Source organism: Propionivibrio dicarboxylicus (assembly GCF_900099695.1).
Lineage (GTDB): Bacteria > Pseudomonadota > Gammaproteobacteria > Burkholderiales > Rhodocyclaceae > Propionivibrio > Propionivibrio dicarboxylicus.
Genome location: NZ_FNCY01000007.1, coordinates 141,752 through 167,711 on the forward strand (window position 1 = coordinate 141,752; position 25,960 = coordinate 167,711).

Annotated in this window: 23 protein-coding genes; all 23 read right to left on the minus strand. The window is 64.2% G+C overall.

The annotated features are described in order from the left end of the window. Nucleotides 1–196 precede the first annotated feature (196 nt). The 23 genes from BLR25_RS10225 to BLR25_RS10335 all read right to left on the minus strand — a co-directional run bounded on the left by BLR25_RS10225 (nt 197) and on the right by BLR25_RS10335 (nt 25,947). On the minus strand, nt 197–1,837 hold the full coding sequence (locus tag BLR25_RS10225) for a glycerol-3-phosphate dehydrogenase/oxidase (protein WP_091937232.1): 1,641 nt from the start codon (nt 1,835–1,837) through the stop codon (nt 197–199). Nucleotides 1,838–2,493: 656 nt separating this feature from the next. Next, nucleotides 2,494–4,020 carry an amidophosphoribosyltransferase gene (gene purF, locus BLR25_RS10230; protein ID WP_091937234.1) on the minus strand — a complete coding sequence of 509 codons (1,527 nt, stop codon included), beginning with the start codon at nt 4,018–4,020 and terminating at the stop codon, nt 2,494–2,496. Between the two features lie 8 nt (nt 4,021–4,028). Further along, a complete protein-coding gene (locus BLR25_RS10235) occupies nt 4,029–4,520 on the minus strand; it encodes a CvpA family protein (protein ID WP_091937236.1) in 492 nt (163 codons plus the stop codon). Beyond that, the gene (locus BLR25_RS10240) at nt 4,517–5,239 is read right to left on the minus strand and encodes an SPOR domain-containing protein (protein ID WP_091937238.1); all 723 of its coding nucleotides are present in this window, start codon (nt 5,237–5,239) and stop codon (nt 4,517–4,519) included. The genes BLR25_RS10235 and BLR25_RS10240 overlap by 4 nt, the downstream gene beginning before the upstream one ends. 24 nt (nt 5,240–5,263) lie before the next feature. Then, complete coding sequence (gene folC, locus BLR25_RS10245) at nt 5,264–6,565, minus strand: bifunctional tetrahydrofolate synthase/dihydrofolate synthase (protein WP_245715524.1); 1,302 nt, start codon at nt 6,563–6,565, stop codon at nt 5,264–5,266. A 59-nt stretch (nt 6,566–6,624) separates the two neighbouring features. Further along, nucleotides 6,625–7,524 carry a substrate-binding periplasmic protein gene (locus BLR25_RS10250; protein WP_091937242.1) on the minus strand — a complete coding sequence of 300 codons (900 nt, stop codon included), beginning with the start codon at nt 7,522–7,524 and terminating at the stop codon, nt 6,625–6,627. A 28-nt stretch (nt 7,525–7,552) separates the two neighbouring features. Continuing rightward, nucleotides 7,553–8,374: a tryptophan synthase subunit alpha gene (gene trpA / locus BLR25_RS10255; protein WP_091937244.1), complete on the minus strand. Its 822-nt coding sequence runs from the start codon at nt 8,372–8,374 to the stop codon at nt 7,553–7,555. A 9-nt stretch (nt 8,375–8,383) separates the two neighbouring features. Continuing rightward, complete coding sequence (trpB, locus tag BLR25_RS10260) at nt 8,384–9,589, minus strand: tryptophan synthase subunit beta (RefSeq protein WP_091937246.1); 1,206 nt, start codon at nt 9,587–9,589, stop codon at nt 8,384–8,386. Nucleotides 9,590–9,755: 166 nt separating this feature from the next. Then, complete coding sequence (locus tag BLR25_RS10265; RefSeq protein WP_091937248.1) at nt 9,756–10,415, minus strand: phosphoribosylanthranilate isomerase; 660 nt, start codon at nt 10,413–10,415, stop codon at nt 9,756–9,758. Continuing rightward, nucleotides 10,412–11,212 carry a tRNA pseudouridine(38-40) synthase TruA gene (gene truA / locus BLR25_RS10270; RefSeq protein WP_091937250.1) on the minus strand — a complete coding sequence of 267 codons (801 nt, stop codon included), beginning with the start codon at nt 11,210–11,212 and terminating at the stop codon, nt 10,412–10,414. The genes BLR25_RS10265 and truA overlap by 4 nt, the downstream gene beginning before the upstream one ends. Nucleotides 11,213–11,214: 2 nt before the next feature. Next, nucleotides 11,215–11,829: a CbiQ family ECF transporter T component gene (locus BLR25_RS10275; RefSeq protein WP_176785832.1), complete on the minus strand. Its 615-nt coding sequence runs from the start codon at nt 11,827–11,829 to the stop codon at nt 11,215–11,217. Between the two features lie 101 nt (nt 11,830–11,930). Continuing rightward, nucleotides 11,931–15,050 carry a motility hub landmark protein FimV gene (locus BLR25_RS10280; protein ID WP_176785833.1) on the minus strand — a complete coding sequence of 1,040 codons (3,120 nt, stop codon included), beginning with the start codon at nt 15,048–15,050 and terminating at the stop codon, nt 11,931–11,933. A gap of 256 nt (nt 15,051–15,306) precedes the next feature. Then, nucleotides 15,307–16,437, minus strand: a complete 1,131-nt coding sequence (gene asd / locus BLR25_RS10285) for an aspartate-semialdehyde dehydrogenase (RefSeq protein ID WP_091937256.1) — start codon at nt 16,435–16,437, stop codon at nt 15,307–15,309. A gap of 42 nt (nt 16,438–16,479) precedes the next feature. After that, nucleotides 16,480–17,544, minus strand: coding sequence for a 3-isopropylmalate dehydrogenase (gene leuB / locus BLR25_RS10290; RefSeq protein WP_091937258.1), 1,065 nt, complete (start codon nt 17,542–17,544; stop codon nt 16,480–16,482). 33 nt (nt 17,545–17,577) lie between these two features. Beyond that, a complete protein-coding gene (gene leuD / locus BLR25_RS10295; RefSeq protein WP_091937260.1) occupies nt 17,578–18,216 on the minus strand; it encodes a 3-isopropylmalate dehydratase small subunit in 639 nt (212 codons plus the stop codon). Nucleotides 18,217–18,236: 20 nt separating this feature from the next. Further along, nucleotides 18,237–18,365 (minus strand): entericidin A/B family lipoprotein, encoded by a 129-nt coding sequence (locus tag BLR25_RS10300; protein ID WP_091937262.1) that lies wholly within the window; start codon nt 18,363–18,365, stop codon nt 18,237–18,239. A gap of 11 nt (nt 18,366–18,376) precedes the next feature. Beyond that, nucleotides 18,377–19,783 carry a 3-isopropylmalate dehydratase large subunit gene (gene leuC, locus BLR25_RS10305; RefSeq protein ID WP_091937264.1) on the minus strand — a complete coding sequence of 469 codons (1,407 nt, stop codon included), beginning with the start codon at nt 19,781–19,783 and terminating at the stop codon, nt 18,377–18,379. A 109-nt stretch (nt 19,784–19,892) separates the two neighbouring features. Beyond that, nucleotides 19,893–21,092: an MFS transporter gene (locus BLR25_RS10310; RefSeq protein WP_091937266.1), complete on the minus strand. Its 1,200-nt coding sequence runs from the start codon at nt 21,090–21,092 to the stop codon at nt 19,893–19,895. Between the two features lie 79 nt (nt 21,093–21,171). Further along, a complete protein-coding gene (locus BLR25_RS10315; protein WP_091937268.1) occupies nt 21,172–21,438 on the minus strand; it encodes an HP1242/YdcH family protein in 267 nt (88 codons plus the stop codon). 70 nt (nt 21,439–21,508) lie between these two features. Further along, nucleotides 21,509–22,609 carry a chorismate synthase gene (aroC, locus tag BLR25_RS10320; protein ID WP_091937269.1) on the minus strand — a complete coding sequence of 367 codons (1,101 nt, stop codon included), beginning with the start codon at nt 22,607–22,609 and terminating at the stop codon, nt 21,509–21,511. A 360-nt stretch (nt 22,610–22,969) separates the two neighbouring features. Then, nucleotides 22,970–24,430 (minus strand): DegQ family serine endoprotease, encoded by a 1,461-nt coding sequence (locus BLR25_RS10325; RefSeq protein ID WP_091937271.1) that lies wholly within the window; start codon nt 24,428–24,430, stop codon nt 22,970–22,972. 106 nt (nt 24,431–24,536) lie between these two features. Continuing rightward, nucleotides 24,537–25,574 carry a threonine aldolase family protein gene (locus tag BLR25_RS10330; protein ID WP_091937273.1) on the minus strand — a complete coding sequence of 346 codons (1,038 nt, stop codon included), beginning with the start codon at nt 25,572–25,574 and terminating at the stop codon, nt 24,537–24,539. Nucleotides 25,575–25,644: 70 nt separating this feature from the next. Then, complete coding sequence (locus BLR25_RS10335; RefSeq protein ID WP_143009824.1) at nt 25,645–25,947, minus strand: hypothetical protein; 303 nt, start codon at nt 25,945–25,947, stop codon at nt 25,645–25,647. Nucleotides 25,948–25,960 lie beyond the last annotated feature (13 nt).

Sequence of the window (25,960 nt, forward strand, 5' to 3'; positions counted from 1 at the left end):
TTTCCGCGTTGCCACACCCGAATGCCCGTCGCCGGCGAGTCCGGCGGCGAACCTGTCACAAACCCCACTCCTGCCTTCGCGCAACGCACATTAAAGCGCGTCAATCATACTCTCGGTCTTTGGCGAATAATGAAAATCGCCCAGCATTTTTTTCGCTTTCGCTCATTGACCGAGGCGCGTATCCGAAATGACGCAACTATGCCTGTGTCCCCATCCCGCCGTGCCCTGCATCCGAGGCGAAATATTCCTCGTATTTCTCGCGCGCCTCGTCCCCGAACAGGATTTCGCAGGCCGCCATCAATCCCTCGGCATTGCGGATATCCTCGTGTCGCATGACGAGCGCGATCTTCGAGCGCCGGCGCAGGAAATCCTCGAGCTTGGTGACCATTTCCTGATGACGGATCAATTCGATTTCGCAGCGGATGTAGTCGGTCCCCTGAATCAGCACCTCGGCCTCGCGCGGGTCCTCGCGGATCAGCGCCAGCAGTTCGAGCGCCTGCTGGTCGTAGCGCCGCCACAAGCGCGTGCTCAGTGCTTCGATTGAGTTCGGCGAGGTATAGCTGTCGAGGTTCATCAGCCGCGCCTGGTGGAAGTACTCCTCGCGCACCGAGGTGTGCGGCTCGCCGTACCACTTGTAGTCCGGATAACGCATCGACACGCCCATGCCAGCGACCAGCGTGGAGATCTCGTTGCCGACGTTAACGCAATCGGTCAGTTTGCCGCCGAAAACGCTAATATGCGCAGTCTCTTGATTCGCATCGATTTCGTGCTTGCGCGACATCAGCAACCAGTCGCGCTCGCCGTTGCCGTTGCCCGAGCGTTTGACGACGAGGGGGCGGACGCCGCAACGCTCGGCGATGATGTCGGCGGTGGTCAGCGGCTTCGCCAGGTTCAGGCGCTTGTTGATGTTGTCGAGCACAAACTGGCGATCTTCCTCGGTCACCTCGCTGTAGGGCGAATCGACCCGCGTGTCGGTGGTGCCGACACAGGTCCGCACCCCCATCGGGATGACGAAGAACAGACGTCCGTCGTCGGCGAAGAAGGTCAGGATCCGGCGGTTCGGCGTCACCTGCGGCACGATCAGGTGAATCCCCTTGGAAAACACGTGTTGATGCTCGGTTTTCTCGCCGGTCAGTGCGTTGTGGTCGTCGACGAAAGGACCGGCGGCATTGATCAGCACCTTGGCGCGGATCTCGAACGATTCACCCGAAATCACGTCGCGGACGCGCGTGATCCAGCGCCCGTTCTCGCGGCGTGCCCCCTCGGACGCCACATAGTTGGCGGCGATGCAGCCCCGATCCATGGCAGCGCGGATGAACTGGAAGACGAAACGGGAATCGTTATCGTGCAGATAGGCGTCCGAGTATTCGAAGCCGCCGTAATAGTTGGCGGTGCTGACCACCGGCTCTTCCTGCTCGGTCGAGCGCCGGTTCAACAGACGCGGGACCTGCGTGAAACAATTGCCGAACAGCCAATAGACCCAGGTGCCGGCCCAGATGAACCAAGGCGGAAAGCGGAAGCCCTTTTCAATGGTCGTGAAGAAGCGGATTTCCTGGATCCGCGAGGGAAAATTCTCGATCAGATGGTTGCGACTCTTGCACAGGCCACGCACGAGACCAAAGTCACGGCTCTCGAGATACTTGATCCCACCCCAAGCCAAATTGCTCGACTGCTGACTGGTAAACCCGGCGAAATCGCGCTGGTCGATCAAGGCCACCTTGGCGCCCTTGCCGGACAGCGCCGCCGCCGAGACGGCACCGTTAATCCCGCCCCCGATCACCAGGACGTCGAAATCGCCCTGCCCGAGTTTCCGGATATTGCTCAGTCTGAGCTTCATCGCCAACCTTCCCAATCCACGCGTCACGCTGCTTGTCGTTTGGCGCAGCGCACCCATTCGCGAGCGCATGCGCACCAAAAAATGTTCGTTTACAAACATAATTGAGCGCGACAATGTTTGTCAACGACAATTTCTGACAACGCCAAGTTCGTAGACAAACATGCAACAGATGAGCATTGACAGACCGACCGACGCAGTCGTCATAAAATGGAAACAGCAACGAAAAACGCCCCAATCGCCTGACCAGCCGGGCCCACCGGCTGCCAACCGGCACCGTAACGGACGGATGACAAGCGGCAGGAGGGGGCAAGGCCCTCGCCATGGGGCGTTGTACCGTCAGTAGTACTCATCGCTCCGGACTGAAAAAGCCCCGGGGCAATAATCGATGGAAGGAGGAAGCGAGAGGCTCGGGAATTGCAGCGCTATCCCAAGGCATGGGGGCGTTAAGAATTAAGCGCCGGATAGCCTAGCGCCCAGCCCTGGCGGGAAAGCAAGGCACGCAACGCCGCCGACAACCGACGCGGCGGCGATCCGACGAGCCAGGAGCTGGCACGCAGAATTGCCGGCTTCTTGCATGAATCGCCACGCGACCTCTCCGCCGCATGGCGCGACGTCCCGCCAAGCCTTGCGCAATCGACGCTTAGTGCTGGCGCACCCTAACCCGTCACGTTCAGGTTGATGTCGAGCTGCCGCGATGCCCCCTGGTCGTCCCGGCCGGACGCCAGCTTCTTGTTGCGCGCACTTTCGATCATGTCGAGATATTCCGGCGTGATATCGCCGGTGACATAGTCGCCGTTGAAACAGGAAGTGTCGAAGCGCGTCAGCGTCGGTTTGAGATCGCTGACCGACGCCTTGAGCGTATCGAGTTCCTGATAGACCAGCGCATCGGCACCGATCTCGCGGCAGATCTCCTCGTCGGTACGGTCGGTGGCGATCAGCTCACCGCGCGTCGGCATGTCGATGCCATAGACGTTGGGATAACGCACGGGCGGCGCCGCCGACGCGAAATAGACCTTGAGCGCACCGGCAGCACGCGCCATCTCGACGATTTCGCCGCTGGTCGTACCGCGCACGATCGAGTCGTCGACGAGCAGCACGCGCTTGCCCTTGAACTCCTGGGCGACGGTGTTGAGCTTCTGGCGCACCGACTTCCTGCGCACCGATTGGCCCGGCATGATGAAGGTGCGGCCGATGTAGCGGTTCTTGACGAAGCCCTCGCGATACGGCAGCCCGAGCTTCTGCGCCAGTTGCATCGCCGACGGCCGGCTCGAATCGGGGATCGGGATGACGACGTCGATTTCGCCGACCGGCAGTTTCTTGGCGACGAGATCGGCGAGATATTCGCCCATCTGCAGGCGCGTCTCGTACACCGACACGCCGTCGATGACCGAGTCGGGACGCGCGAGATAGACGAACTCGAAAATGCAGGGGGACAGTACCGGATGATCGGCGCACTGACGCGCATGCATCTGTTGATCGAGATCGACAAAAATCGCTTCGCCCGGCGCGACGTCGCGCAGGACCTTGAAGCCGAGCGTATCGAGCGCAACCGACTCGGAAGCGACCAGGTATTCCTGGCCGGTCGGCGTCTCGTTGGAACCGATCACCAGCGGCCGAATGCCAAACGGGTCGCGGAAGGCGAGCAGGCCGTGTCCGGCAATCATCACGACAACCGCATAGGCGCCCTTGCAGCGGCGATGCACGCCGGAGACTGCCTTGAAGATCATGTCCGGATCGAGTCGGTAACCGCTCGCCGATTCCTGCAGTTCGTGAGCCAGCACGTTGAGCAACACTTCCGAATCGGAACTCGTGTTGATGTGACGCAAGTCCTGGCGGAACATGTCCTCCTGCAACTGCTGCGTGTTGGTCAGGTTGCCGTTGTGCGCGAGCACCAGGCCGAAGGGCGAGTTCACGTAGAAGGGCTGCGACTCGGCCGAATCGGACGACGACCCGGCGGTCGGATAGCGGCAATGCGCGATCCCCATGTTGCCGGGCAGCGCACGCATGTTGCGCGTGCGGAAGACGTCGCGGACGAGTCCCGACCCCTTATGCATGTAGAACGCGTCGCCATCGCCCGTGGCGATGCCGGCAGCATCCTGCCCGCGATGTTGAAGAACCATCAGCCCGTCGTAAAGGAGCTGGTTGACGGGCGAAGTCGCCATGACGCCGAGAATACCGCACATAAGATTTCCTACCTGAAACGAATCCGTTTGGCCACGTCCACCGGCAGCCAGGGCTTGCCGGCGAGCACCGCCGTCTCGAGCGGCGCCGAAAAATACGCATCGGCCCACCATTTTTCCTTCGGCAGCGAGGTCATGCCGCCGACGGCCATCAACACCAGCACGATCGCCAGACCGCGAACGGCGCCGAACACCACGCCGAGCAGACGATCGCTCAAACTGAGCCCCAAGGCCTTGAGCAGGCCGCGCACGGCCAGCCGCAACAAAGCCATGAGCATAAGAACGACAACGAACACCGCCACCCAGGCGGCGACAGTGCGCATGGCCGGATCGGCGATGCCGTCGAAAAATACCCGCGCCACCTCGCTTCCCCAGCTCTTGGCAGCGAAAAAGGCCAATACCCAGGCAACCAGCGCAATGATCTCGCCAACCACACCCCGCCATAAACCCAATGCCACCGAAGCGCCGACCACGGCCATGACAACGTAATCGAGTGTGGTCATGGTTTGGCGGCGACGACGCCGTTGACGCCGATTCTCTTCATCTTGTCGAGGGCTTTTTCCGCACCGTCGCGGTTCGGGAACGGCCCGACGCGCACGCGCGTCTTCTTGCCTTCGGGCGAATCGAGCGGCTCGGTGAAGACCTTGAGGCCTAGTTCGCCGAGCTTGCTCTGCAGGACCTTGACGTTGCCCTGGTTGGCGAAAGCGCCGATCAGGATGACGAACTGGCCGTTGCCGTGCGCCGGCGACGAAGCGCTCGCTTCAACATGTTTTCCGGACAGGATGGCGGCGGCGCGATGCGCGTCGTCGCTATTGCGGTCGGCGGTTTTTTCCGGGGCTTTTTCCGCAGGCTTTTCCGGCGCCTTTTCGGGCGCTTTTTCCACGGGCTTTTCAGCCGGCTTGACCTTCTCAGGCGCTTTCTCCGGCGGAATCTCTACCGGCTTTTCCGCAGGCGGCGCTTTGTCGAGCGCCGCAACTTTCTCCGCCGGCTTCTCGGCGGCAGCAGGCACGGCCGATTCCGCCTTCGCTCGCGCCGACTTGGGCGCGAACGCCACCTGGTCCTGGCCAGGAATGCGGATCTGGACGTCCTGCACCTGTTGTTTCGGTTCGTCGTCCATCACCATCGGCAGCACGACGGCCGCGAGTCCGGCAAACGCGACAGCACCGACCAGTCGGCGGCGCGCCCGTTTTTTCAGCAGTTCGGCATCGGAAGAGTCGGACATCGGTTTCAAACGGAACGAGAAAGATCAGGAGCGCCCAGGCGGAAGCGGCGAATCGCCACGCGCGGCAACTGCCCGCAGCACGGCCGCAACCGTATGGAACGAACCAAAGGCCGCAATTCTATCATTTTCCCCCGCCAGCCCGACAGCACGCGCAAAGGCCGCCGTCGGCGAGTCGAAAGTCTCGACGTTTCCACCGAGACCGGCGACGACGCGCTGCACTGCGTCGGCCGGCGCACCTCGCGGCACATCGAGGCCGGCCACCAGCCAGACATCGACGCGACCGGTGAGATTAGCCAGCGCGCCGGCGATATCCTTGTCGGCGAGCATGCCAACGACGGCCAGCGTTTTCCCGGCACAAGGCAGCGCATCGAGATTCTCGGCCAGCCCCGCCGTCGCCTGCGGGTTATGGGCAACGTCCACGATCACGCGGGGGTGCTCGCCGATGATGTCGAAGCGTCCCGTCAAGCGCACTGCGCGCAATCCCGTTTCGACCGCCGCGCGCGTCACCGGCAGGCGCGACTGCAGGCACGTCACCGCCGTCAGCGCACCGGCGGCGTTACGCAATTGACAGGCGCCGCGCAGCGCCGGCAGCGGCAGTTTTTCCCAACGGGTGTCGCCGCTGACGAAAGTCCAGGTCGAGCCGTCGGCCGTCGCCGTAAAATCCCGTCCGATCAGGCGCAGGTCGGCACCGATCGAGGCCGCATGCGCGCACAAGGATTCCGGAGGTGCCGGATCGGCGCACAGGGCTGGCCTGCCGGCGCGGTAGATGCCGGCTTTTTCGAAACCGATCGCCTCGCGCGTCGTCCCCAGCCAGTCGGTATGATCGAGCGCAACGCCAGTCACCACGGCACAATCCGCGTCATAGACATTGACCGCATCGAGCCGCCCGCCCAGTCCCACTTCGAGAATCGCGACGCCGACGCCCTGCGCGGCAAAGACTTCCCAGGCGGCCAGCGTGCCGAACTCGAAATAAGTCAGCGCGATACCGCCGGCGGCCTGCCGTGCCGCTTCGACGCGAGCAAAGGCGAGCACAAGATCGGCGTCGGACACCGGCACACCATCGACCCGGACGCGTTCGTTGTAGGCGAGCAGGTGCGGCGAGCTGTAGCACGCGGTACGCACACCGGCGGCGCGGTAGATCGCCTCCAGCGTGGCGCAGGTCGAGCCCTTGCCGTTGGTGCCGCCGACGACGATCACCGGGCAGTGCTGCCGCTGCCGCAACTCGGCCTTGACGCGGGCGACGCGCTCGAGGCCGAGTTCGATGCCGGCCTGCCCCTTCGGGTGCAGGCTTTCCAGATGAGTCAGCCAATCGTTCAAGCGTTTCACGTCGGACCCCGGTGCGTAAGACAAAGGCGGCATTATTGCAGATCGGGCGTGCAAACCGGCTAACGCATATCGGCCGGCAACGCCTCCGACGGAATGCGTTGCGCCCCGCCGTAGTACTTCGCCATGATCCGGCGGAAACTCCCGTTCTTCTTGATCAGGGCCAGCCCCTCGGCAAATTTCCCGGCGTAAAAGCCATCGGCATCGCGCGTCCGCGAACAAGTCAGCGACACATCGCCGCGGTTGAACGGCGCCGTCCGCGCATAGGCGCCGACCTCCTCGGGAAAGAGCGTTGTCAGGAAATGCTGACCGGTCAGGTCAACGATCGCCCACAGATCGATGCGACCGGCCGCCAATTGCCGCGCCGAGCCTTCGTGCGAGGTATTCGGTATCAGCTTGAGTCCCGGCATCCGCTGCAAGGTGCGCATGATGCCGCTTGAATTGAGCGCGCCGATGCTGACGCCGCGCAGCCGGTCCGGACTGATATCGGCGAAGCCATCGGAGAAGCGCCGACGATCGTAGAAAAAAGTCTGCAGCACATAGAGGATGACGCTGCCCACCCGCACATTGGCCGCCACCGCCGGATCCTCATACAAGACCTGGCCGCCGATCGCGCAGGTCACGGCACCGGTCTCAAGGTAGTGGATCATGCGCGCCACCGGATAGAAGCGCAAATCGACTTCGACGTTCGCCGCCTGGAACGCCGCAAGCGCCAGATCGATGGCCAGACCCTTGTCCGGCCCCGACGTATCCTGATAGATCGGCGGATATTCGAAGGCGCCGAGTTCGACGCGGTCAGCCGCATCGACGGAACCCGCCGTCAGTACGCCCAGCACCGTCAGCCAACGCGCCAGGGACCGCCAACCCGGCCTTTCCCTTCCGTGTCCCATCGCCCCCCCTTCGCGCCGCAAGGCCATCGTCCCGGCGGCATCCCCGATGCAGACGGCGACGCGCATCGCCATGGCAACGCGCGCCGCAGCAAGCGACCGGCTATGCCGGCGGGGTGCCGCACGACCCAGCGTCAACACCGGCACGCAAGTCAGCCACCAGCGTCTTCACCCGTGTGCAGACCGTATCCGGCGTCGAACGTTCGATTTCTTCGATGATACGACTCCCCACCACCACCGCGTCGGCGCAGGCGGCCACGGCACCGGCGGTGGCCGCGTCGCGGATGCCGAAACCGACGCCGACCGGCACGCCGGTCGCCGCACGCAACTCGGGGATGCGCGCCGCGACCGAAGCGACGTCGAGCGCCGCCGAACCGGTCACGCCCTTGAGCGAGACGTAATAGACGTAGCCGCTGGCCAGTTCGCCGACGCGGGCAATACGCTCGGGCGTCGAGGTCGGCGCCAGCAGAAAGATCGGATCGAGCGCATTGGCATTCATCGCCTGGGCGAAGGCCTCGCCTTCCTCGGGCGGATAGTCGACGACCAGCACGCCATCGACACCGGCGTCGAACGCCGCCTCGGCGAAGATATCCAAGCCCATCGCTTCGATCGGATTGGCATAACCCATGAGCACCACCGGCGTGACATTGTCATCGGCACGGAAACTTGCAACCATACCGAGGACCTGGCGCAGGCTGACGCCCTTGGCCAGTGCGCGCTCCGAGGCACGCTGGATGGTCGGCCCGTCGGCCATCGGATCGGAGAAGGGCACGCCGAGCTCGATGATGTCGGCGCCGGCTTCGACCAGCGTGTGCATCAGCGGCACGGTCAGCGCCGGATCGGGATCGCCGGCGGTAATGAACGGAATCAGCGCCTTGCGGCCCTGCGACTGGAGACGCTCGAATGTTGCCTGGATCTTGGACATGACGCCTCCTCAGAACTGAATGCCGGATTTTTCGGCGACGGTGTGCATATCCTTGTCGCCGCGCCCGGAAAGATTGACGAGCAGGACCTTGTCCTTGCCCATCGTCGGCGCGATCTTCATCGCGTGCGCGAGCGCATGACTCGATTCGAGCGCCGGGATGATGCCTTCGGTCAGACAGAGGCGATGGAAGGCCGCCAGCGCTTCGGCATCGTCGATCGTCGCGTACTCGGCGCGACCGGTGTCCTTGAGCCAGGCGTGTTCGGGACCGACGCCGGGATAATCGAGACCGGCCGAGACCGAATGCGTCTCGATGATCTGCCCGTTGGCATCCTGCAGAAGATAGGTGCGATTGCCGTGCAGCACACCGGGACGACCGGCGGTCAGCGAGGCGGCATGACGTCCGCTGGCGATGCCGTCGCCGGCCGCCTCGACGCCGATGAGGCGCACTTCGTCATAACCGATGTAGGGATGGAAAATGCCCATTGCATTGGAACCGCCGCCGACGCAGGCGATCACCGCGTCCGGCTGGCGCCCGCATAGCTCGGGCATCTGCACGATCGCTTCCTTGCCGATGACGGTCTGGAAGTCGCGCACCATCATCGGATACGGGTGCGGCCCGGCAACCGTGCCGATGATGTAGAAAGTGCTGGAGATGTTCGTCACCCAGTCGCGCATCGCTTCGTTGAGCGCATCCTTGAGCGTCTTCGAGCCGCTCTCGACCGGCACCACGCTGGCGCCGAGCAGCTTCATGCGATAGACATTGGCGGCCTGACGGCGGACGTCTTCCGACCCCATGTAAACCACGCATTCCATGCCGTAGCGGGCAGCCACCGTCGCCGACGCGACGCCGTGCTGGCCAGCCCCGGTTTCGGCGATGACGCGCTTCTTGCCCATGCGCCGCGCCAGCATGGCCTGGCCAATGCAGTTGTTCACCTTGTGCGCGCCGGTATGGTTGAGATCCTCGCGTTTCAGGTAGATCTGCGCGCCGCCGAGCTCGTCGGACAGGCGACGGGCATGATAGATCGGACTCGGACGGCCGACATAGTGCTTGAGTTCGTATTCGAATTCGGCGATGAAGGCCGGATCGCACCGGGCCTCGTCATAGGCGAGCCGCAGCTCGTCAAGCGCCGGGATCAGCGTCTCGGCAACGAAGATGCCGCCATACTGACCAAAATGGCCGGCGGCATCGGGCAATGCATAGGGGATATCACTCATGGCAACTCCTTGGCTACAAAACGTGTGAAAGCGGACGAACGACGGAACGCGCCGTCGACGTCAGGCATGGTCGGCGTAAAAACGCCGCCAGCAATCACGTGTATGTCCACCCGGAGTCTTGCGCATCGACTGCTTCCAGTAAAGCCCCAATTGCAACGCCTTTGGTTTAACCGGCCGGCGTCACCTTCGTTTCAACTTCGGCGCCGCGAACCGCAGCGACGAAGGCCTGCATCTTTTCGGCGTCCTTGATTCCCTTTGCCACTTCAATGCCCGACGAGACATCCACCGCCGCCGGGCGCACGCGCCGGACGGCATCGCCCACATTGTCAGCATCGAGCCCGCCCGACAGGATGACCGGCGTCTCAAGCCGCTCGGGTATCAGCGTCCAGTCGAACACCTTGCCGCCGCCACCGTAACCCTCGACAAAAGCATCGAGCAAAATCGCCTGCGCCGAGGGAAACGCCTGTGCGTATTGTAGCAAATCCATGCCCGGCTTCATCCGCGCCGCCTTGATGAAGGGCCGGTCGAACTGGCGGCAATAGGCCTCGTCCTCATCGCCGTGAAACTGCAGCAAATGGATCGGCACCGCCGCCAGCGTCGCCCGCAACGTTGCCGCATCGGCATTGACGAACAAGCCGACGATCGTCACGAAAGGCGGCACCAGCCGCGCCAGCGCCGCCGCCTGCGCCAGATCGACGTAACGCGGACTCGGCGGATAGAACACCAGCCCGATCGCATCGGCACCGGCCTCGACGGCCGCCAGCACATCCTGCGGCCGCGTCAGGCCGCACATCTTGATCCGGGTTCTTCCCGATACGACTGTCATCGCGGCAACGCTCCTTCCAATTCGATCGGCATCGACGTCGCCGGCTCCGGCAAGCCCCAATGCGCCTCATAGCGCACGCCGACGAGATACAGCCCGGCCGCCGAAAAAGTCGGCGCAGCGACCCGCCGGTCCTTCATCGCCAGGAGTTCGGACATCCAGCCCACCGCCTCGCGCCCCTGACCGATATAGACGAGGCTGCCGACCAGGTTGCGCACCATATGATGCAGGAAGGCGCTGGCCTCGAACTCGAAAACGATCAGCTCGCCAAGCCGGTAGACCGAGGCCTCGCGCATCAGTTTCACCGGCGTCTTTGCTTGGCAACCAGCGGCGCGAAACGCCGAAAAATCATGCTCGCCGACGAGCTGTGCCGCCGCTTGCTGCATGCGTTCCAGATCGAGCGGATGGTAGTCCCAGCCGACCCTGCCATGGCCGACGCCAGGCCGCTCCGGCCGATTGAGCAGGAGATAGCGGTAGCGGCGGCCGAAGGCCGAAAAGCGTGCGTGGAAGTCGTCGGCGACCGGTTGCGCCCAGCGCAACGAAACCGCCTCGGGCAGGAAGGTATTGACGCCACGCACCCAGGCGGTCAGCGGCCGCACCACCGGCGCATCGAAATGCACGACCTGCCCGGTCGCGTGCACGCCGGCATCGGTCCGTCCGGCACAAACGACCCCGACCGGCTGCCCGGCGATTTTTGCCAGCGCCGCTTCGAGCGCATCCTGCACCGAACCGCCACCCGGTTGCGTTTGCCACCCGCAGAAGGCGGTACCGTCGTATTCGACGCCGAGCGCGATACGCATGGTCAGAAACTCCCTCCGCTGATGACTGCCAGCCCGCCGGCAAGGACGATCGCTGCCAGCACGACGGCATCCCACCCACCGAGCCGTTGTGAATGGATATCGACGCTGCCGCAATCGACGGTAACCGAATCGTCGAGCAGCACGGTCCAGTCGCGCGGCCGCGGCAGATCCTCGGCGTAACGCAAGGCCAGCATCAGGCGCACGACACCGCGGTCGGGATCGAAACCGACCCGACGCAAGGGCGCCAACGCGGCATGCGTCGCTGTCAGCAGATCCGGCAAGGACATCGTTTCAAGGAAGGCGGCGACGGCCATCAGCACCAGCAGCAAGCGGCCGATATGCATCCACGCCTGCGCCAGCCCCTCGTAGGTCGGCGCGTGATCGGACGGCCAGAGCGGGTCGCCGGCGGTTCCCCAGGCAAGAATGACGAAGAGCGAGGCGAGCAGCCAACGCGTCCGCCAGAGGAGTTTCATTCCCCGCCGCACGATCCGCCTGCCCGCCAGACAGGCAAGGACGAGCGCCGCGCCCAGCACGACACCACTCAGCAACTGGACGGCGATCAGCAGCGCGATCCAGGCGATCAGGCGGGTGGCGGGATGCAAGGCAAAGCGTGACATGCGAATTGAATCATCGGAAAAAAAGCCGCAACCCCAAGGGTTGCGGCAGATCATGCGAACCGGCTGCGCGCGGCACACCGGCGGAAAGACCGATCGACACGCTACGGGCCGATCTTCTCGAGAAGGGCACGCGCCTTCGCGCGCTGTCCGGCATTCCCTTCTTCGACCACCTCGCCAAGCAATTCCCGGGCGCCTTCAAGATCGCCCATTTCCTCGTAGGCCTTGGCGAGATCGAGCTTGGTCGCCGCCTCTTCATTCTCCGGCTCGGGCACTTCTTCCAACATGGCCGGCGCCGCCGCCGGCGCCAGATCGATCTCCGGCAGTTCCGCCTCAGCGGCCGGCTCGATGGCGCCAAGATCGGGAAGATCCGCCGAGACGGGTTCCTGACGGTCGATCGCAAGCGGTTCGATTTCCGGCTGCGCCGCGGCCAACAGACCAAGATCCGGCAAATCCGCCGTCGGCTCGGGCAGCTCGACCTCAAGCGACTCAGTCGCGGACGACAGCTCGACCACCGGCGTCGCGACAGGCTTCTCCTCGTCGAGTTCAAGCGTGATCGAACTCATGTCGAAAGGCGCAACGACCGGCGCCGGAGTGGCGTCGGACGGAGAATCGGCATCGGACAGATCGAAGTTGAAGGCAAGGGGTTCGTCGACCGGCGAACTCGGCGCGGGCGCAGCTGCCCCCGTGTCGACCGCCGTCTCCGCCGGTGCTGCCGCTTCCGCGGGGGCTGCCGCTTCCGCGGGGGCTGCCGGCGCCAGGGCGTCGAAATTGAGGTTGAAGTCGAGACCCGCATCTTCCTCGGCCGGCGCAGGCGCAGCCGCCAGTTCGACGGCCGGGGGCGGCGTATCGGCCTTGAGATCGAGATCGGGCAGCGAGAAATCAAGCGGAGCCGACGCGGCCTCGACCTCAGCCGGCGCTTCCTGAACCGCCGGCGGCAGGTCGAAATCGAGCGGGGCTACATCGACACTTGCCGCCAGCGCTTCGGCGGGCGCGGACGCTTCCTCCGCAGGCGAAGACGGCACCTCCGTTTTTTCAGCCGGACCCAGATCGAAATCCAGGCTCGTGAGTTCGATCGATTCGGACGGCGCTTCGACAGGTTCGGGTTCCGGTTCCGCTGGCGCCGCGTCGGCAAGCGCGATCTCTTCGATCGGCTCGGGCATCGACGGCGTCAGTTCGACGACTTCCGACGCTGCAGGCGTCTCTGCCGACGTCTCGGGCACGCCACCGTAGAGCGGATTCGACGGATCCAGCGCCAGCCCGAGGGCAGCGGCCTTTTCCCAGTCGCTGCCAACACCGTTCGTCGCGTCGCGCAGCTTCACCGCCTCGCGTTCGAAGGCGCCCGCATCCTTGCGCTGGGCATAGATATCGAGCAGTTTCAGCGAGATCGGCAGATGCTCGGGATCGCGTTCCTGCGCCGCACGCAGAATTTCTTCGGCTTGCTTGTCACGACCGTAGGCCAGGTAGATGTCGGCTTCGGCAATTGGATCGACCTCGTGCGCTTCTTCTTCCTCGATGAGTTCCGACGCGGCGTCGACGATGGGCTCCGCTATCGCGCTCACGCGTGCCGGCGCCTCATCTTCTGCCGACACGGCTTCCACCGGCGCAGCGACCGTTGCCGCCGGCGCGGCGTCGGACTTCTTCGCCGCGCGCCGCCGCATGAGCAGGAAAGCTGCCAACAGCGCGATCACACCCGCCCCACCGGCAGGCACCATCGGATCCTCAAGCAGCATGTCGAGGAAACTCGGCTCCGGCGGCGGCACGGCGGCAGCTGCAGGTTTCGCTTTCGGCTTCGGCATGTCGTCCGCCGGCGCAGCGCTTGGCGCCGGCGCGGGCGTCGCGGCAACGACAGGCGCCGGGACCGCAGGCGCTGGCACCGGCTCGGACTTGGCGGTTTCAGACTTGGCAGGCTCGGCGACCTTCGGCGGCTCAACCGCTTTCACCGGTGCCGGGGGCGTTGCCTTGCCGGCATCCGGCTTGGCCGCCTGCTTCTGTGCGTCGGCCAGCGTCTGATCCTTCACTTCAAGCAGCTTTTGCAGGTTGGCGACGTTCTTCTCCAGCGCCGCCGCCCGTTCGTTGGCCTCGCGCATCGCCTTCTTCTTGGCGATTTCGTCTTCATCGCTGCGTTTTCCAGGCGTACCCGACGCGGCTCCGGTCTCGGACTTCGAAACCTTCACCTGATCCTTCGGCGCGCTCTCCGGCAAGGTCTTTTCCTCGACCTTGGCGGTGATCTTTCCTGCCGATGCCTGTGTCGCATCGCGTTCCGTCACCGGCGCCTTGGCTGCAAGCGCTGCCAGGCGGGCACGATAGGCATTCCAGTCAGTGGCCTGGGCCATCACGACTTTCCTGGCTTCCGCCGGGGCGATCGCTTCAACGTCGGATTTTTCCGGAATCGACAGGATGCGCCCGGAGCGCAAGCGGTTCATGTTGCCGCCGTCAAAAGCGTCTTGGTTGGCACGCAACAAGCCGACCAGCATCTGATCCAACGTCACGCCCTCGGGCTTGGTGGCTTGCGCGATCTTGCCCAGTGTATCGCCCGGTTTGACCTGCCGGCTATCGCCCGAAGCTTCGCTTGCCTTCTCGGGCGCTCGGGCGGGTTCGGCGACTTTTTCCGCTGCACGGACCGGCTCGGCAGCGACAACCGACGCGCTCCGACTGGCCTGCAACGCACGGGCGCGCGTCGCTTCGTCGATCGATGACGGCACCGACAAGGCCGTTTCGGCGGGCGCCGCAGCGCTCGGCACAGACGCCGACACAGCCGCGGGCGGCGGCAGACGGACCGGCTCCGGTATCGGCGCGGCCTGCGCCTTGCTCGTCACCGCGATCGGCGCCGCGGTGCTCTTGGCGGCGATTTCCGGCGGATCGAGCAGGAACGTGTATTCACGCACCATGCGCCCGGACGACCAGGTTAATTCGATCAGCATATCGAGGAAAGGATCGTTGACCGGCGCGTTCGATGACAAGCGGATCACGTTCTGCCCGTTGGGACGTTTGTCGAGCGAAAAACTGATGCCCTGGATGCTGCCCGAAAGATCGATGCCAGCTTGCCGGAAGGCGTCGCGCGACGCCAGTTGCGCCTTCATTCCGGACAGTTCTTCGCGCGTCGCCGTCACTTCGATTTCCGCCCGTAGGGGCTGGCCGAGCGCCGATAACACCGTCACCTTGCCTAGACCAGCGGCATCCGCCACCAGCGGCATCAGGGAAAGCGCAAAGCATGAGGTCACGGCCAGAACGGATGTCCGCCATGATCCTGGCATTGCCGTCCGTCGCGTATTGTCTTTTTTCACAGCAGCACCCCAAGGGTCTAAATTGTCAATTAGCAAAATAACATCATGGAGTTAGCCATGCAAGCTGAACGTTATTCTGATGTTGCCGGGCGTGTTTCCGATTGCCCAAAACAGACAATCGGTCGAAAACGCGCCCATGATCCGATAAAAAAGCCAGGGCCGCGGCCCTGGCTCTTTCTTTTTCTCGCGCGCCTCAGGCGTCGAGCAGGATACCGAGCATCCGGCGCAGCGGTTCGGCCGCGCCCCAAAGCAGCTGGTCGCCCACCGTGAACGCGCCGAGATAGTCCGGGCCCATCGCCAGCTTGTGCAGACGACCGACCGGCACGGTCAGCGTACCGGTGACAGCGGCCGGCGTGAGCTCGCGCTCGCTGAGTTCGCGCTCGTTCGGCACCACTTTCGCCCAGGGATTGCCCTGCGCGATGAGATCGGCGATCTCGTCGAGCGGCGCATCCTTCTTGAGCTTGATCGTCAGACCCTGCGAGTGGCAACGCATCGCACCGATCCGCACGCACAGGCCATCGACCGGAATGCTGCCCGGCGAACGGAACGGCGGCAGGCCGAGGATCTTGTTGCATTCGGCGCCACCCTTCCATTCCTCTTTCGACTGGCCGTGTTCATAGGGCACGTCGATCCACGGGATCAGGCTGCCGGCCAGCGCGGTGTTGCGGAAATTCTTGGTCGGGAACGACGATGCGCGCATCGTCTCGGCCACCTTGCGGTCGATGTCGAGAATCGCCGACGCGGGATCGGCGAGTTCGGCCTTGACCGCACCGTAGAGCGCGCCCATCTGTTCGAGCAGTTCGCGCATGTTCTGCGCGCCGGCGCCCGAGGCGGCCTGGTAAGTCATCGCCGAGACCCACTCGACCAGCCCGGCGCGGAACAGCCCGCCGAGGCCCATCAGCATCAGCGAGACCGTGCAGTTGCCGCCGATCCAGTTCTTGCCGCCCTTGGCCAGCGCGTCCTTGATGACGTGCAGGTTCACCGGATCGAGAACGATGACCGCGTCCTTGTCCATGCGCAGCGTCGAGGCGGCGTCGACCCAGTGGCCGTTCCAGCCGGCAGCGCGCAGCTTCGGAAAGATTTCCTTGGTGTAGTCGCCGCCCTGGCACGTGACGATGATGTCCATCTGTTTGAGCGTGTCAATGGAGGAAGCGTCCTGCAACGTGCCGCCGTCTTTACCGCCGAACGTCGGGGCTTTGCCGCCGACCGACGACGTCGAAAAGAACACCGGATCGATATGGGCGAAATCGCCCTCTTCCACCATGCGCTGCATGAGTACCGAACCCACCATGCCGCGCCAGCCCACCAGACCTACTTTCTTCATCACATTCGCCTCTCAGTTGACAATAAACCGCACCATCCTACCTTATAACGCCGCCAGGACGGCGTCACCCATTTCCTTCGTACCGACCCGGATCGTCCCGGCTTCGTAGATGTCGCCGGTACGATAGCCTTGGGCCAGAACCTTTTTGACCGCCGTTTCGATCTTTTGTGCCGGCTCTTCGAGCGCAAACGAGTAGCGCAGCATCATCGCCGCCGAGAGGATCGTCGCCAGCGGATTGGCCACGCCCTTGCCGGCGATGTCGGGCGCCGAGCCGTGGCACGGCTCGTACATGCCCTTGTTGTGTTCGTCGAGCGAGGCCGACGGCAGCATGCCGATCGAGCCGGTCAGCATCGACGCCTCGTCCGACAGGATGTCGCCGAACATGTTGCCGGTGACCATCACGTCGAACTGCTTCGGCGCGCGCACAAGCTGCATGGCGGCGTTGTCGACGAGCATGTGGGTGAGTTCGACGTCCGGATACTCGGGCGCCAGCTCGTTCATGACGTCGCGCCAGAGCTGCGTCGTTTCGAGCACATTCATCTTGTCGATCGAGCAGACCTTGCGATTGCGCTTGCGCGCCGCCTCGAAGGCGACACGGCCGATGCGGCGGATCTCGCTTTCGCTGTAGTGCATGGTGTTGTAGCCATAGCGCTGGGCGACGCCATCAATGGTGCGCGTCTCGATGCCACGCGGCTGGCCGAAGTAGATGTCGCCGGTCAGTTCGCGCACGATCAGGATGTCGAGCCCGGACACCACCTCGGGCTTCAGCGTCGAAGCGTTGGCGAGTTCGGGATAGAGCACCGCCGGCCGCAGGTTGGCGAACAGGTTGAGCTGCTTGCGGATGCCGAGCAGCCCGCGCTCGGGCCGCTGTTCGCGCGGCAGCGCATCCCACTTGGGACCGCCGACGGCGCCGAGCAGGATCGCGTCGGCTGCCTGCGCCAGTTTCTGCGTCGCTTCCGGATACGGATTGCCGGTCGCATCGACGGCGCAGCCGCCGAGCAATGCCTGTTCCATTTCCATTTTCAGGCCCAGCGCTTTGAGCACCCGCACGGCCTCGGCCGTAATTTCAACCCCGATGCCGTCGCCCGGCAATACGCAAATCTTCACGCGAATCTCTCCTTCAGTCCTAAATTGGATGCGTCAGGCAAACAGCCACGGCTGTTCGGCGCGGCGCCGTTCCTCGTATTCGCCGATCTTGTCGGCATGCCGCAGCGTCAGGCCGATGTCGTCCCAGCCATTGATCAGGCATTCCTTGCGGAAGGGATCGACCGCGAACGGAATCGTGTGGCCGTCCGGACAGACCACCGTCTGCGCCGACAGATCGACCGTGAGCTTGAAGCCCGGCGTGACGTTGACGAGTTGGAACAGCGCCTCGATCTCGTTAGCCGGCAGCACGATCGGCAAGACGCCATTCTTGAAACAGTTGCTGAAGAAGATGTCGGCGAAGCTCTCGGCCAGGATGACACGAAAACCATAGTCGAGCAGCGCCCAGGGTGCGTGTTCGCGCGAACTGCCGCAACCGAAGTTTTTGCGCGACAGCAGGATGCTGGCGCCGCGATAGCGCTCCTGGTTGAGCACGAAATTCGGGTTCTTCGGCCGCGCGCTGCAGTCCTGGCCCGGCTGTCCGACGTCCATGTAACGCCATTCATCGAACAGGTTGGGACCGAAGCCCGAGCGCTTGATCGACTTCAGGAATTGCTTCGGAATGATCGCGTCGGTATCGACATTGACGCGATCCAGCGGGGCGACCAGCCCCTCCAGGCGATTGAATTTTTCCATGATTTTCCTTGACCGGCGCCCTATCGGGCGGCCTTCTCGATTGCCTGACCGCCACGCTCGAGGTCCTTGCCGATACCCTGGACCGTATTGCAGGCGGACAGGGAGAACAGCGAGACGCACAGCAACAGCACCGAAAGCAGTGTTTTCATGAGAGGGCTCCTCAAAGTAACTCGCGGACATCCGCGAAATGACCGGCAACCGCGGCCGCGGCTGCCATCGCAGGGCTGACGAGATGGGTCCGGCTGCCGGCGCCCTGGCGTCCCTCGAAGTTGCGGTTCGAGGTTGACGCGCAGCGTTCGCCCGGCTCCAGACGATCGGCGTTCATGGCCAGGCACATCGAGCAGCCGGGCATGCGCCACTCAAAACCGGCATCGATGAAGATCCGGTCGAGACCTTCGCGCTCGGCCTGTTCCTTGACCAGGCCCGAGCCCGGCACCGCCAGCGCCAGCTTGACGTTGGCAGCGATGCGCCGGCCCTTGAGCACAGTGGCGGCGGCGCGCAGGTCCTCGATGCGCGAGTTGGTGCAGGAACCGATGAAGATCTTGTCGACCTTGATGCTGCTGATCGGCATGTTGGGATTGAGCCCCATATACTGCAGCGCGCGCTCGATCGCTTCGCGCCGCACCGGATCGCTTTCCTTGGCCGGATCGGGCACCGTGTCGTTGATCGAGACGACCATTTCGGGTGAGGTACCCCAGGTCACCTGCGGCCGGATGTCAGCACCGCGCAATTCGACGACGCGGTCGAAACGCGCGCCTTCGTCGCTGTGCAGCGTGCGCCAGTAGGCGACGGCGGCATCCCATTGCGCGCCGGTCGGCGCGAACGGCCGGCCCTTGAGATAATTGATGGTGACGTCATCGACGGCGACGAAGCCCATGCGCGCGCCTGCCTCGATCGCCATGTTGCAGAGCGTCATCCGCCCTTCCATCGACAGCGCTCGGATGGCGCTGCCGCCAAATTCGATCGCATAACCGGTACCGCCGGCGGTACCGATACGGCCGATCACCGCCAGCGCGATGTCCTTGGCCGAGACGCCCTTGCCAAGCGCGCCGTCGACGCGGACCAGCAAGGTCTTCGATTTCTTCTGCAGCAAGCACTGCGTCGCCATCACGTGTTCGACCTCGGAGGTACCGATGCCGAGCGCCATGCAGCCGAAAGCGCCGTGCGTGCTGGTGTGCGAGTCGCCGCAGACGACCGTCATGCCTGGCAGCGTCGCGCCGTTTTCCGGGCCGATCACGTGGATCACGCCCTGACGGCGGTCCTTGAACGGGAAATAGGCGAGCGCGCCGGTCTCGCGGATATTGGCGTCGAGCGTCTCGACCTGCAGGCGCGAGACCGGATCCTCGATGCCGCGATCCCAATGATTCGTCGGCGTGTTGTGATCGGCCGTGGCGACGATCGACGATACCCGCCAGGGCTTGCGTCCCGCCAGCTTGAGGCCTTCGAAGGCCTGCGGGCTGGTCACTTCATGGACCAGGTGACGGTCGATATAGATCAGCGCCGTGCCGTCGGACTCCTCATGCACGACGTGGCTCTGCCAGAGTTTCTCGTATAAGTTGTTCGCCATCTTTCGACTATCCGCTAAAGTCGGGCCGGAATCGGCCACACGAACCTTCGATTATGGCACGGGACCCCGGACCTGTCAGCCCACTGCCATACAGGTCAAGCTTCGCCACTCATCCCTCGAGCGGTTCTGCAGCCTCTGTCGGCGCTTCCGCCGCCGGCATTTCCTCGTCGTCGCGCAGCGTCAGTGCGACGATCACGAGACCGATCAGCGCATAGAGCGAACTCAGCACGAAGGCTGCCGCGCCGCCGAGCGCATCCCAGGCCCAGCCGCTCGCCAGACCGCCGACAAGGCCGCCGGCACCGAAACTGACGCTCGAATACAGCGCCTGGCCACGGGCACGCGTGCTGCCGGCAAACCAGCGATTGATCGCCGCGATCGCCACCGCGTGGAAGGCGCCGAAGGTCAGGCCGTGCATCAGTTGCATCGGAATCAGCACCGCCAGCGAATCGCCGCCGACACCGATCGCGGCGAAACGCACGACGGCGGCGGCGAAGCTCGCCAGAAGCAAGCGACGCAAGCCGAAGCGCGGCAGGAGCGTTGTCATGTAGTAGAAGACGACGATCTCGGCGAGCACGCCGAGCGTCCACAAAGCGCCGGTCACCGACTTGCTGTGGCCGTGCTCGGTCAGGAAGATCGAATAGAAGATGTTGAACGCCCCGTGCGCCGCGGTCATGGCGAAACAGGCGACCAGCAGGCCGCGCACACGCGGCTGGGCGAGAATCTTCCCGATCGGCGGTTGTTCGGCGCATTCCGGCACATGGCGCGCCTCGGGCACGACCAGCGTGCTCAGCACGATGCCGACGAGCAGCAGCACATCGACCCAGAGCAGGAGCCGCAAACCGAAGCGGTCGAGCAAGCCGCCGACGATGAGCACGACAACGATGAAGCCGACCGAGCCCCAGATACGGATACGGCTGTAGCGGCCGGGATTGCCGCGCAGATGGTCGAAAGTCAGCGTCTCGACGAGCGGCAGCGAGGCGACCCAGAAAACAGACAGCACGGCCAGCACGGCAAACACGGCGGCGAAACTGTTAACGAAGAAAAACAGGCTGAACGCGACCAGCGTCAGGGCGCTGGTGATGCGCACGATGCGCAGGCGTTCGTTGAGACGGTCGGCCAGCGTTCCCCAAAGATACGGGCCGAAAAGCCGCATCAACTGCATCAGCGACATCAGGACGCCGATGTCCCAGGCCGAGAACGAGAGGGATTGGAGGTACAGCCCGAAATACGGCGAGAACCCGCCGACAAAGGCGAAATAGAAGAAGTAGTAGGCGGAGATCCGCCAGTAGGGAAACGCTTGCGCTTGCATCCGGACATTCTACCGGATGCAGCCGTTCGGGATTGCCCCCTATCCGGGTCGGCAATCCCGACAGCGGGATCGGGAAATATCAGGACTTCGGATTACGCTGGCCGGCGCGGTAGGCCAGTATCAGGTGGTAGAGGTCGTCTTTCAGTTTGACGCGGTGCTTCTTCATGTCTTCGATCGTGAAATCATCGACCGGCATGTCATGCTCTTCGAGATCTTCAACCTTGCCGGTCAGCCGGTTGTACGTCGCGTACAGCCGCTCGAACATCGGGTTCGAGTGTCGCAACGCCACAATGGCATCCTGCATTTCCGGGAATTCGTGCTGAAGATCGTGGTGATCGACGTGCATTTTTGGAGCCCTCCATCAAGAAACCCAAGTCGGAAACCCTTCGACGAAACCGAACGTCATAGACGCGGCGTCAATTCATTGTGCCCCCAATGCGCGGCGTTTGGCAATCGACATCGGCACACTGGCCGCGATGCCGCAGGGCATGGTCGATCAGCACCAGCGCCAGCATGGCTTCGGCGATCGGCGTCGCGCGGATGCCGACGCAGGGATCGTGCCGTCCGTGCGTCTCGACCGTCACCGGCGCGCCGCTGCGGTCGATCGACCGGCGCGGCAGACGGATGCTCGACGTCGGCTTGATCGCCATCTGCACGAGCACATCCTGACCGGTCGAAATGCCGCCGAGCACGCCGCCGGCATTGTTCGAGAGGAAACCTTCGGGCGTCATCTCGTCGCCGTGCTCGGTGCCTTTCTGGGTGATCGACGCGAAGCCGGCGCCGATCTCGACGCCCTTGACGGCGTTGATGCCCATCATGGCATAGGCGATATCGGCATCGAGGCGATCGAACACCGGCTCGCCCCAACCCGGCGGCATACCGCTGGCGCAAACGCTGATGCGCGCACCGATCGAATCGCCCGACTTGCGCAATTCATCCATGTAGGCCTCGAGCTGCGGCACGATCGCCGCATTCGGCGCGAAGAACGGGTTGGCGTCGATCTCTGCCGCATCGACGAAAGGAATCTCGATCGGGCCGAGCTGGCTCATCCAGCCGCGAATGGTCACGCCGTAACGGGCTTTCAGCCACTTGCGCGCAATCGCGCCGGCAGCGACACGCACCGCCGTCTCGCGCGCCGACGAACGGCCGCCGCCGCGATAGTCGCGGAAGCCGTATTTCTGGGTATAGGCATAGTCGGCATGACCGGGCCGGAACGTCTCGGCAATGTTGCCGTAATCCTTGCTGCGCTGGTCCTGATTGCGAATCAGCAGCGCGATCGGCGTTCCCGTCGTCTTGCCCTCGAAGACGCCGGAGAGAATCTCGACAGTATCCGGTTCGCGCCGTTGCGTCACATGCCGTGAGGTGCCGGGCTTGCGCCGGTCGAGCTCGGCCTGGATGTCGGCCTCGCAGAGTTCGAGGCCCGGCGGACAGCCATCGACGACGCAGCCGATCGCCGCGCCGTGCGACTCGCCGAAGGAAGTGACGGTAAACAAGGTGCCAAAAGTATTGCCGGACATGGTTTTCCTGCCTGCGTTAGAATTCCCCGAAAGTCTAGCATCCTTTGCCACCCACAGCCCCGCCCCGCCATGCGCCGCACCCCGCCAAAACCACCTGCAGGCCGCGCCAAGTCGCCGCCGGCACCCTCGCTACCGCCGCGAGCATCGACGACCAACACCGGCGCGGAACGCTGGCAGCGCACGGTTCGCTTCAACTGGGACAAAGGCGGATCGAAGGGCGGCCGACGCTGAGGCATTAAGAGCCCATTTCGGCAGGGATCGTGGGCCGCGCCGGCGGCCCGCGAGCCCTACCGAAATAGGCTCTAAACAGCCGGCCCGAAAATTCCGGGCCGGCAACGCCTGACAATCACCAAAAACGGATCAGTTGAGATCGACCGGCACGAACAGCCGGGCCTCGTCGCGCTGAATCAGCAGCGCAACACGCTTGCCAGCCTTGCCGACGATGGCCTTGAGTTGCTCAGGCGTCGTCACCGGCTCGCCATTGACTGCAAGCACGACATCGCCCGGACGGATACCGGCACGCGCCGCCGCACCGCTGGCATTCTCGACACGCAGCCCGGCCTTGCCATCGTTCTGCCGGCGTTCTTCGGCCGTCAGCGAACGCACCGCCAGCCCGAGCCGACCAGTCGCGGCCGATTCCTTGCTTTCGCCGCTGGCGAGCTTTTCCTCTTTCTGCGAACCGACCTTGACCTCGATCTCGCGCGAGGCGCCCTTGCGCCAGACCTGCAGCTTGGCACCATCGCCCGGACGGATGGCGGCGACCAACGGCGGCAGTTCGCTCGACGAACTCACTTCCTTGCCGTTGAGCGACAGGATCACGTCACCCGGTTCCAATCCGGCCTTGGCCGCCGGACTGCCGCCCTCGACCGAACTGACGAGCGCACCGGTCGGCTTGCTGAGCCCGAAAGAATCGGCGAGCGACTGGTTGACTTCCTGGATGGTGATGCCAAGACGGCCGCGTTGCACCTTGCCGTGCTTGACGATCTGATCCTGAACGCTCATCGCGACATCGATCGGGATCGCGAACGACAATCCCTGATATCCGCCGGTGCGGCTATAGATCTGCGAGTTGATGCCGACCACCTCGCCAGCCATGTTGAACAACGGCCCGCCCGAATTGCCCGGATTGACCGCCACGTCGGTCTGGATGAAAGGGACATAGCTGTCGTCCGGCAGCGAGCGCGACTTGGCCGAGATGATGCCGGCCGTGGCGCTGTTCTCGAAGCCGAAGGGCGAACCGATCGCCAGCACCCACTCGCCGACGCGCGTCGCTGCCGAGTTGCCGATCTTCACGGTCGGCAGGTTCTTGCCGTCGATGCGCAGCACGGCCACATCGGTCGCCTTGTCGGCACCGAGCACCTTGGCCTTGAACTCGCGCTTGTCGGTCAGCTTGACGATCACCTCGTCGGCGCCATCGATGACGTGCGCATTGGTCAGGACAAGCCCGTCCTCGCGGATGATGAAGCCCGACCCCTGGCCGCGGACGCGCTGCTCGCCGCGTTGCTGCGGAATGCGGAAATGACGGAAGAATTCATAGAACGGATCGTTCGGATCGACGCCGGAGAAACCGGCGTCGCCGCCACTCTTGGTTTTGCCGGACATGCTGATATTGACGACGGCGGCGCCGTTGCGCGCGACGATCGCGCTCATATCGGGCAGCGGCGTCGCCACGACCGGCGCTGGCGCTGTTGCCGGCACGGCGGCCGTCGATGCGGCATGGGCGTCGCCGAACGAACGCCCGCCGATCAGCGAATACGAGGCCAGCGCCAATGACGTCAGCACCGCGGCAATGACGCTTCTCTTCAAGGTTCTCAATACCATCACACACCTCCTGTTTCATCGACTGCGGGCAAATCTCCCGCGATGGCAGAAAGCGTACGACGGCGAAGCTTAAAACAAACTTAAAAAACCCTGCGCTGACGACAATTCAACAGAGAATCTCGCGCAACGCCGCCAGCGCCGTGTCGACGGCGTCACGATCGATACCCCAGTGCGTCACCATCCGGCAGCGCGCCGCATCGATCTGGCGAATCCGGATCTGTCGCGCCTGGAGCGCCGCGACGATCGGTGTCGCGTCGCGTCCGCTGGCGCCGAAATCGATCTGGACGACATTGGTCCGCGGCAGCGACGGGTCGACGAGACGCGCATCGATGCCGGCCAGCCCTTCGGCGAGATGGCGCGCGTTGTCGTGGTCCTCGCCGAGGCGCAGGCTCATCGTTTCAAGCGCGACGATTCCGGCCGCGGCCATGTGGCCGGCCTGGCGCATGCCGCCACCGAGCCGCTGGCGCACCCAGCGGGCCCGATCAATGAAGGCCCGCGACCCGATCAGCATGGCGCCCACCGGCGCCGCCAATCCCTTGCACAGACAGCATTGCAGCGCATCGATCGGTGCACACAAGGCGGCGACCGTGGTGTTCTGGCTGACCGCCGCGTTGAAAATGCGCGCACCGTCGAGATAGACCCGGAGATCGCGCTCATGCGCCAAATCGGCCATTGCCTGCAGGTAGTCGGCCGGCAGCGGGATGCCGCGGTGGAGGTCGTAGGTATTTTCGAGGCAGAGCAGCCGACTCAGCGGCGACTGCACGCCGCGCGGCCGGATCGCCCGGCGCACCGCGCCGGCGTCGAAGCGCCCGGCCTCGCTGCGCAGCGGTCGCGCCTGCACGCCCGAGAGGCCGGCAATGCCGCCGGCTTCGAGATTGAAGAGGTGCGATTCCTCGCCGACGATGATCTCGTCGCCAAGCTGCGTCAGCGCCATCACCGCCACCTGGTTGGCCATCGTCCCCGAAATCAGGAAAAGCGCCGCCTCCTTGCCGAAGCGCGCCGCCGCCAGCGCTTCAAGGCGCGCGACCGTCGGGTCCTCGCCCATGATGTCGTCGCCGACGACGGCCGCTGCCATCGCCGCCCGCATCGCGTCGGTCGGCTGCGTCACCGTGTCGCTGCGAAAATCCAGAATCTTCCCGTTCATGCCCGTTTCATCCTGCCGTCGATCACGCCGTGCATAATCGCCGCAAACGCGGTGCCTGTCGATACAGGCGTCAGTCCTTGGACGACCGATCGGCGACGTAGCGCCGCCAGTCCTTCGGCACGAGCAGACGGCGAACGGCGAAGGCCGCGGCGAAGATCAGCGCCAGCATGAGGACCGCGCCGGTCGGTGAAATCTTGATTCCGGAAAACCCGGAATAAATATTGAGTCCCAGTAGGGCGAGCAGCACGCCCGGAAAGAAGAACTTCTCGGCCGGATGCGGATGCAGCGCCAACGCACCGCCGCAGGCCGGACAAGCAAGGATGCGGCGCGTGCCGCCGGGATCGCTCCGGCGCACCGGTTTGCGCAGACGCAAGTCGGCTGCGCAG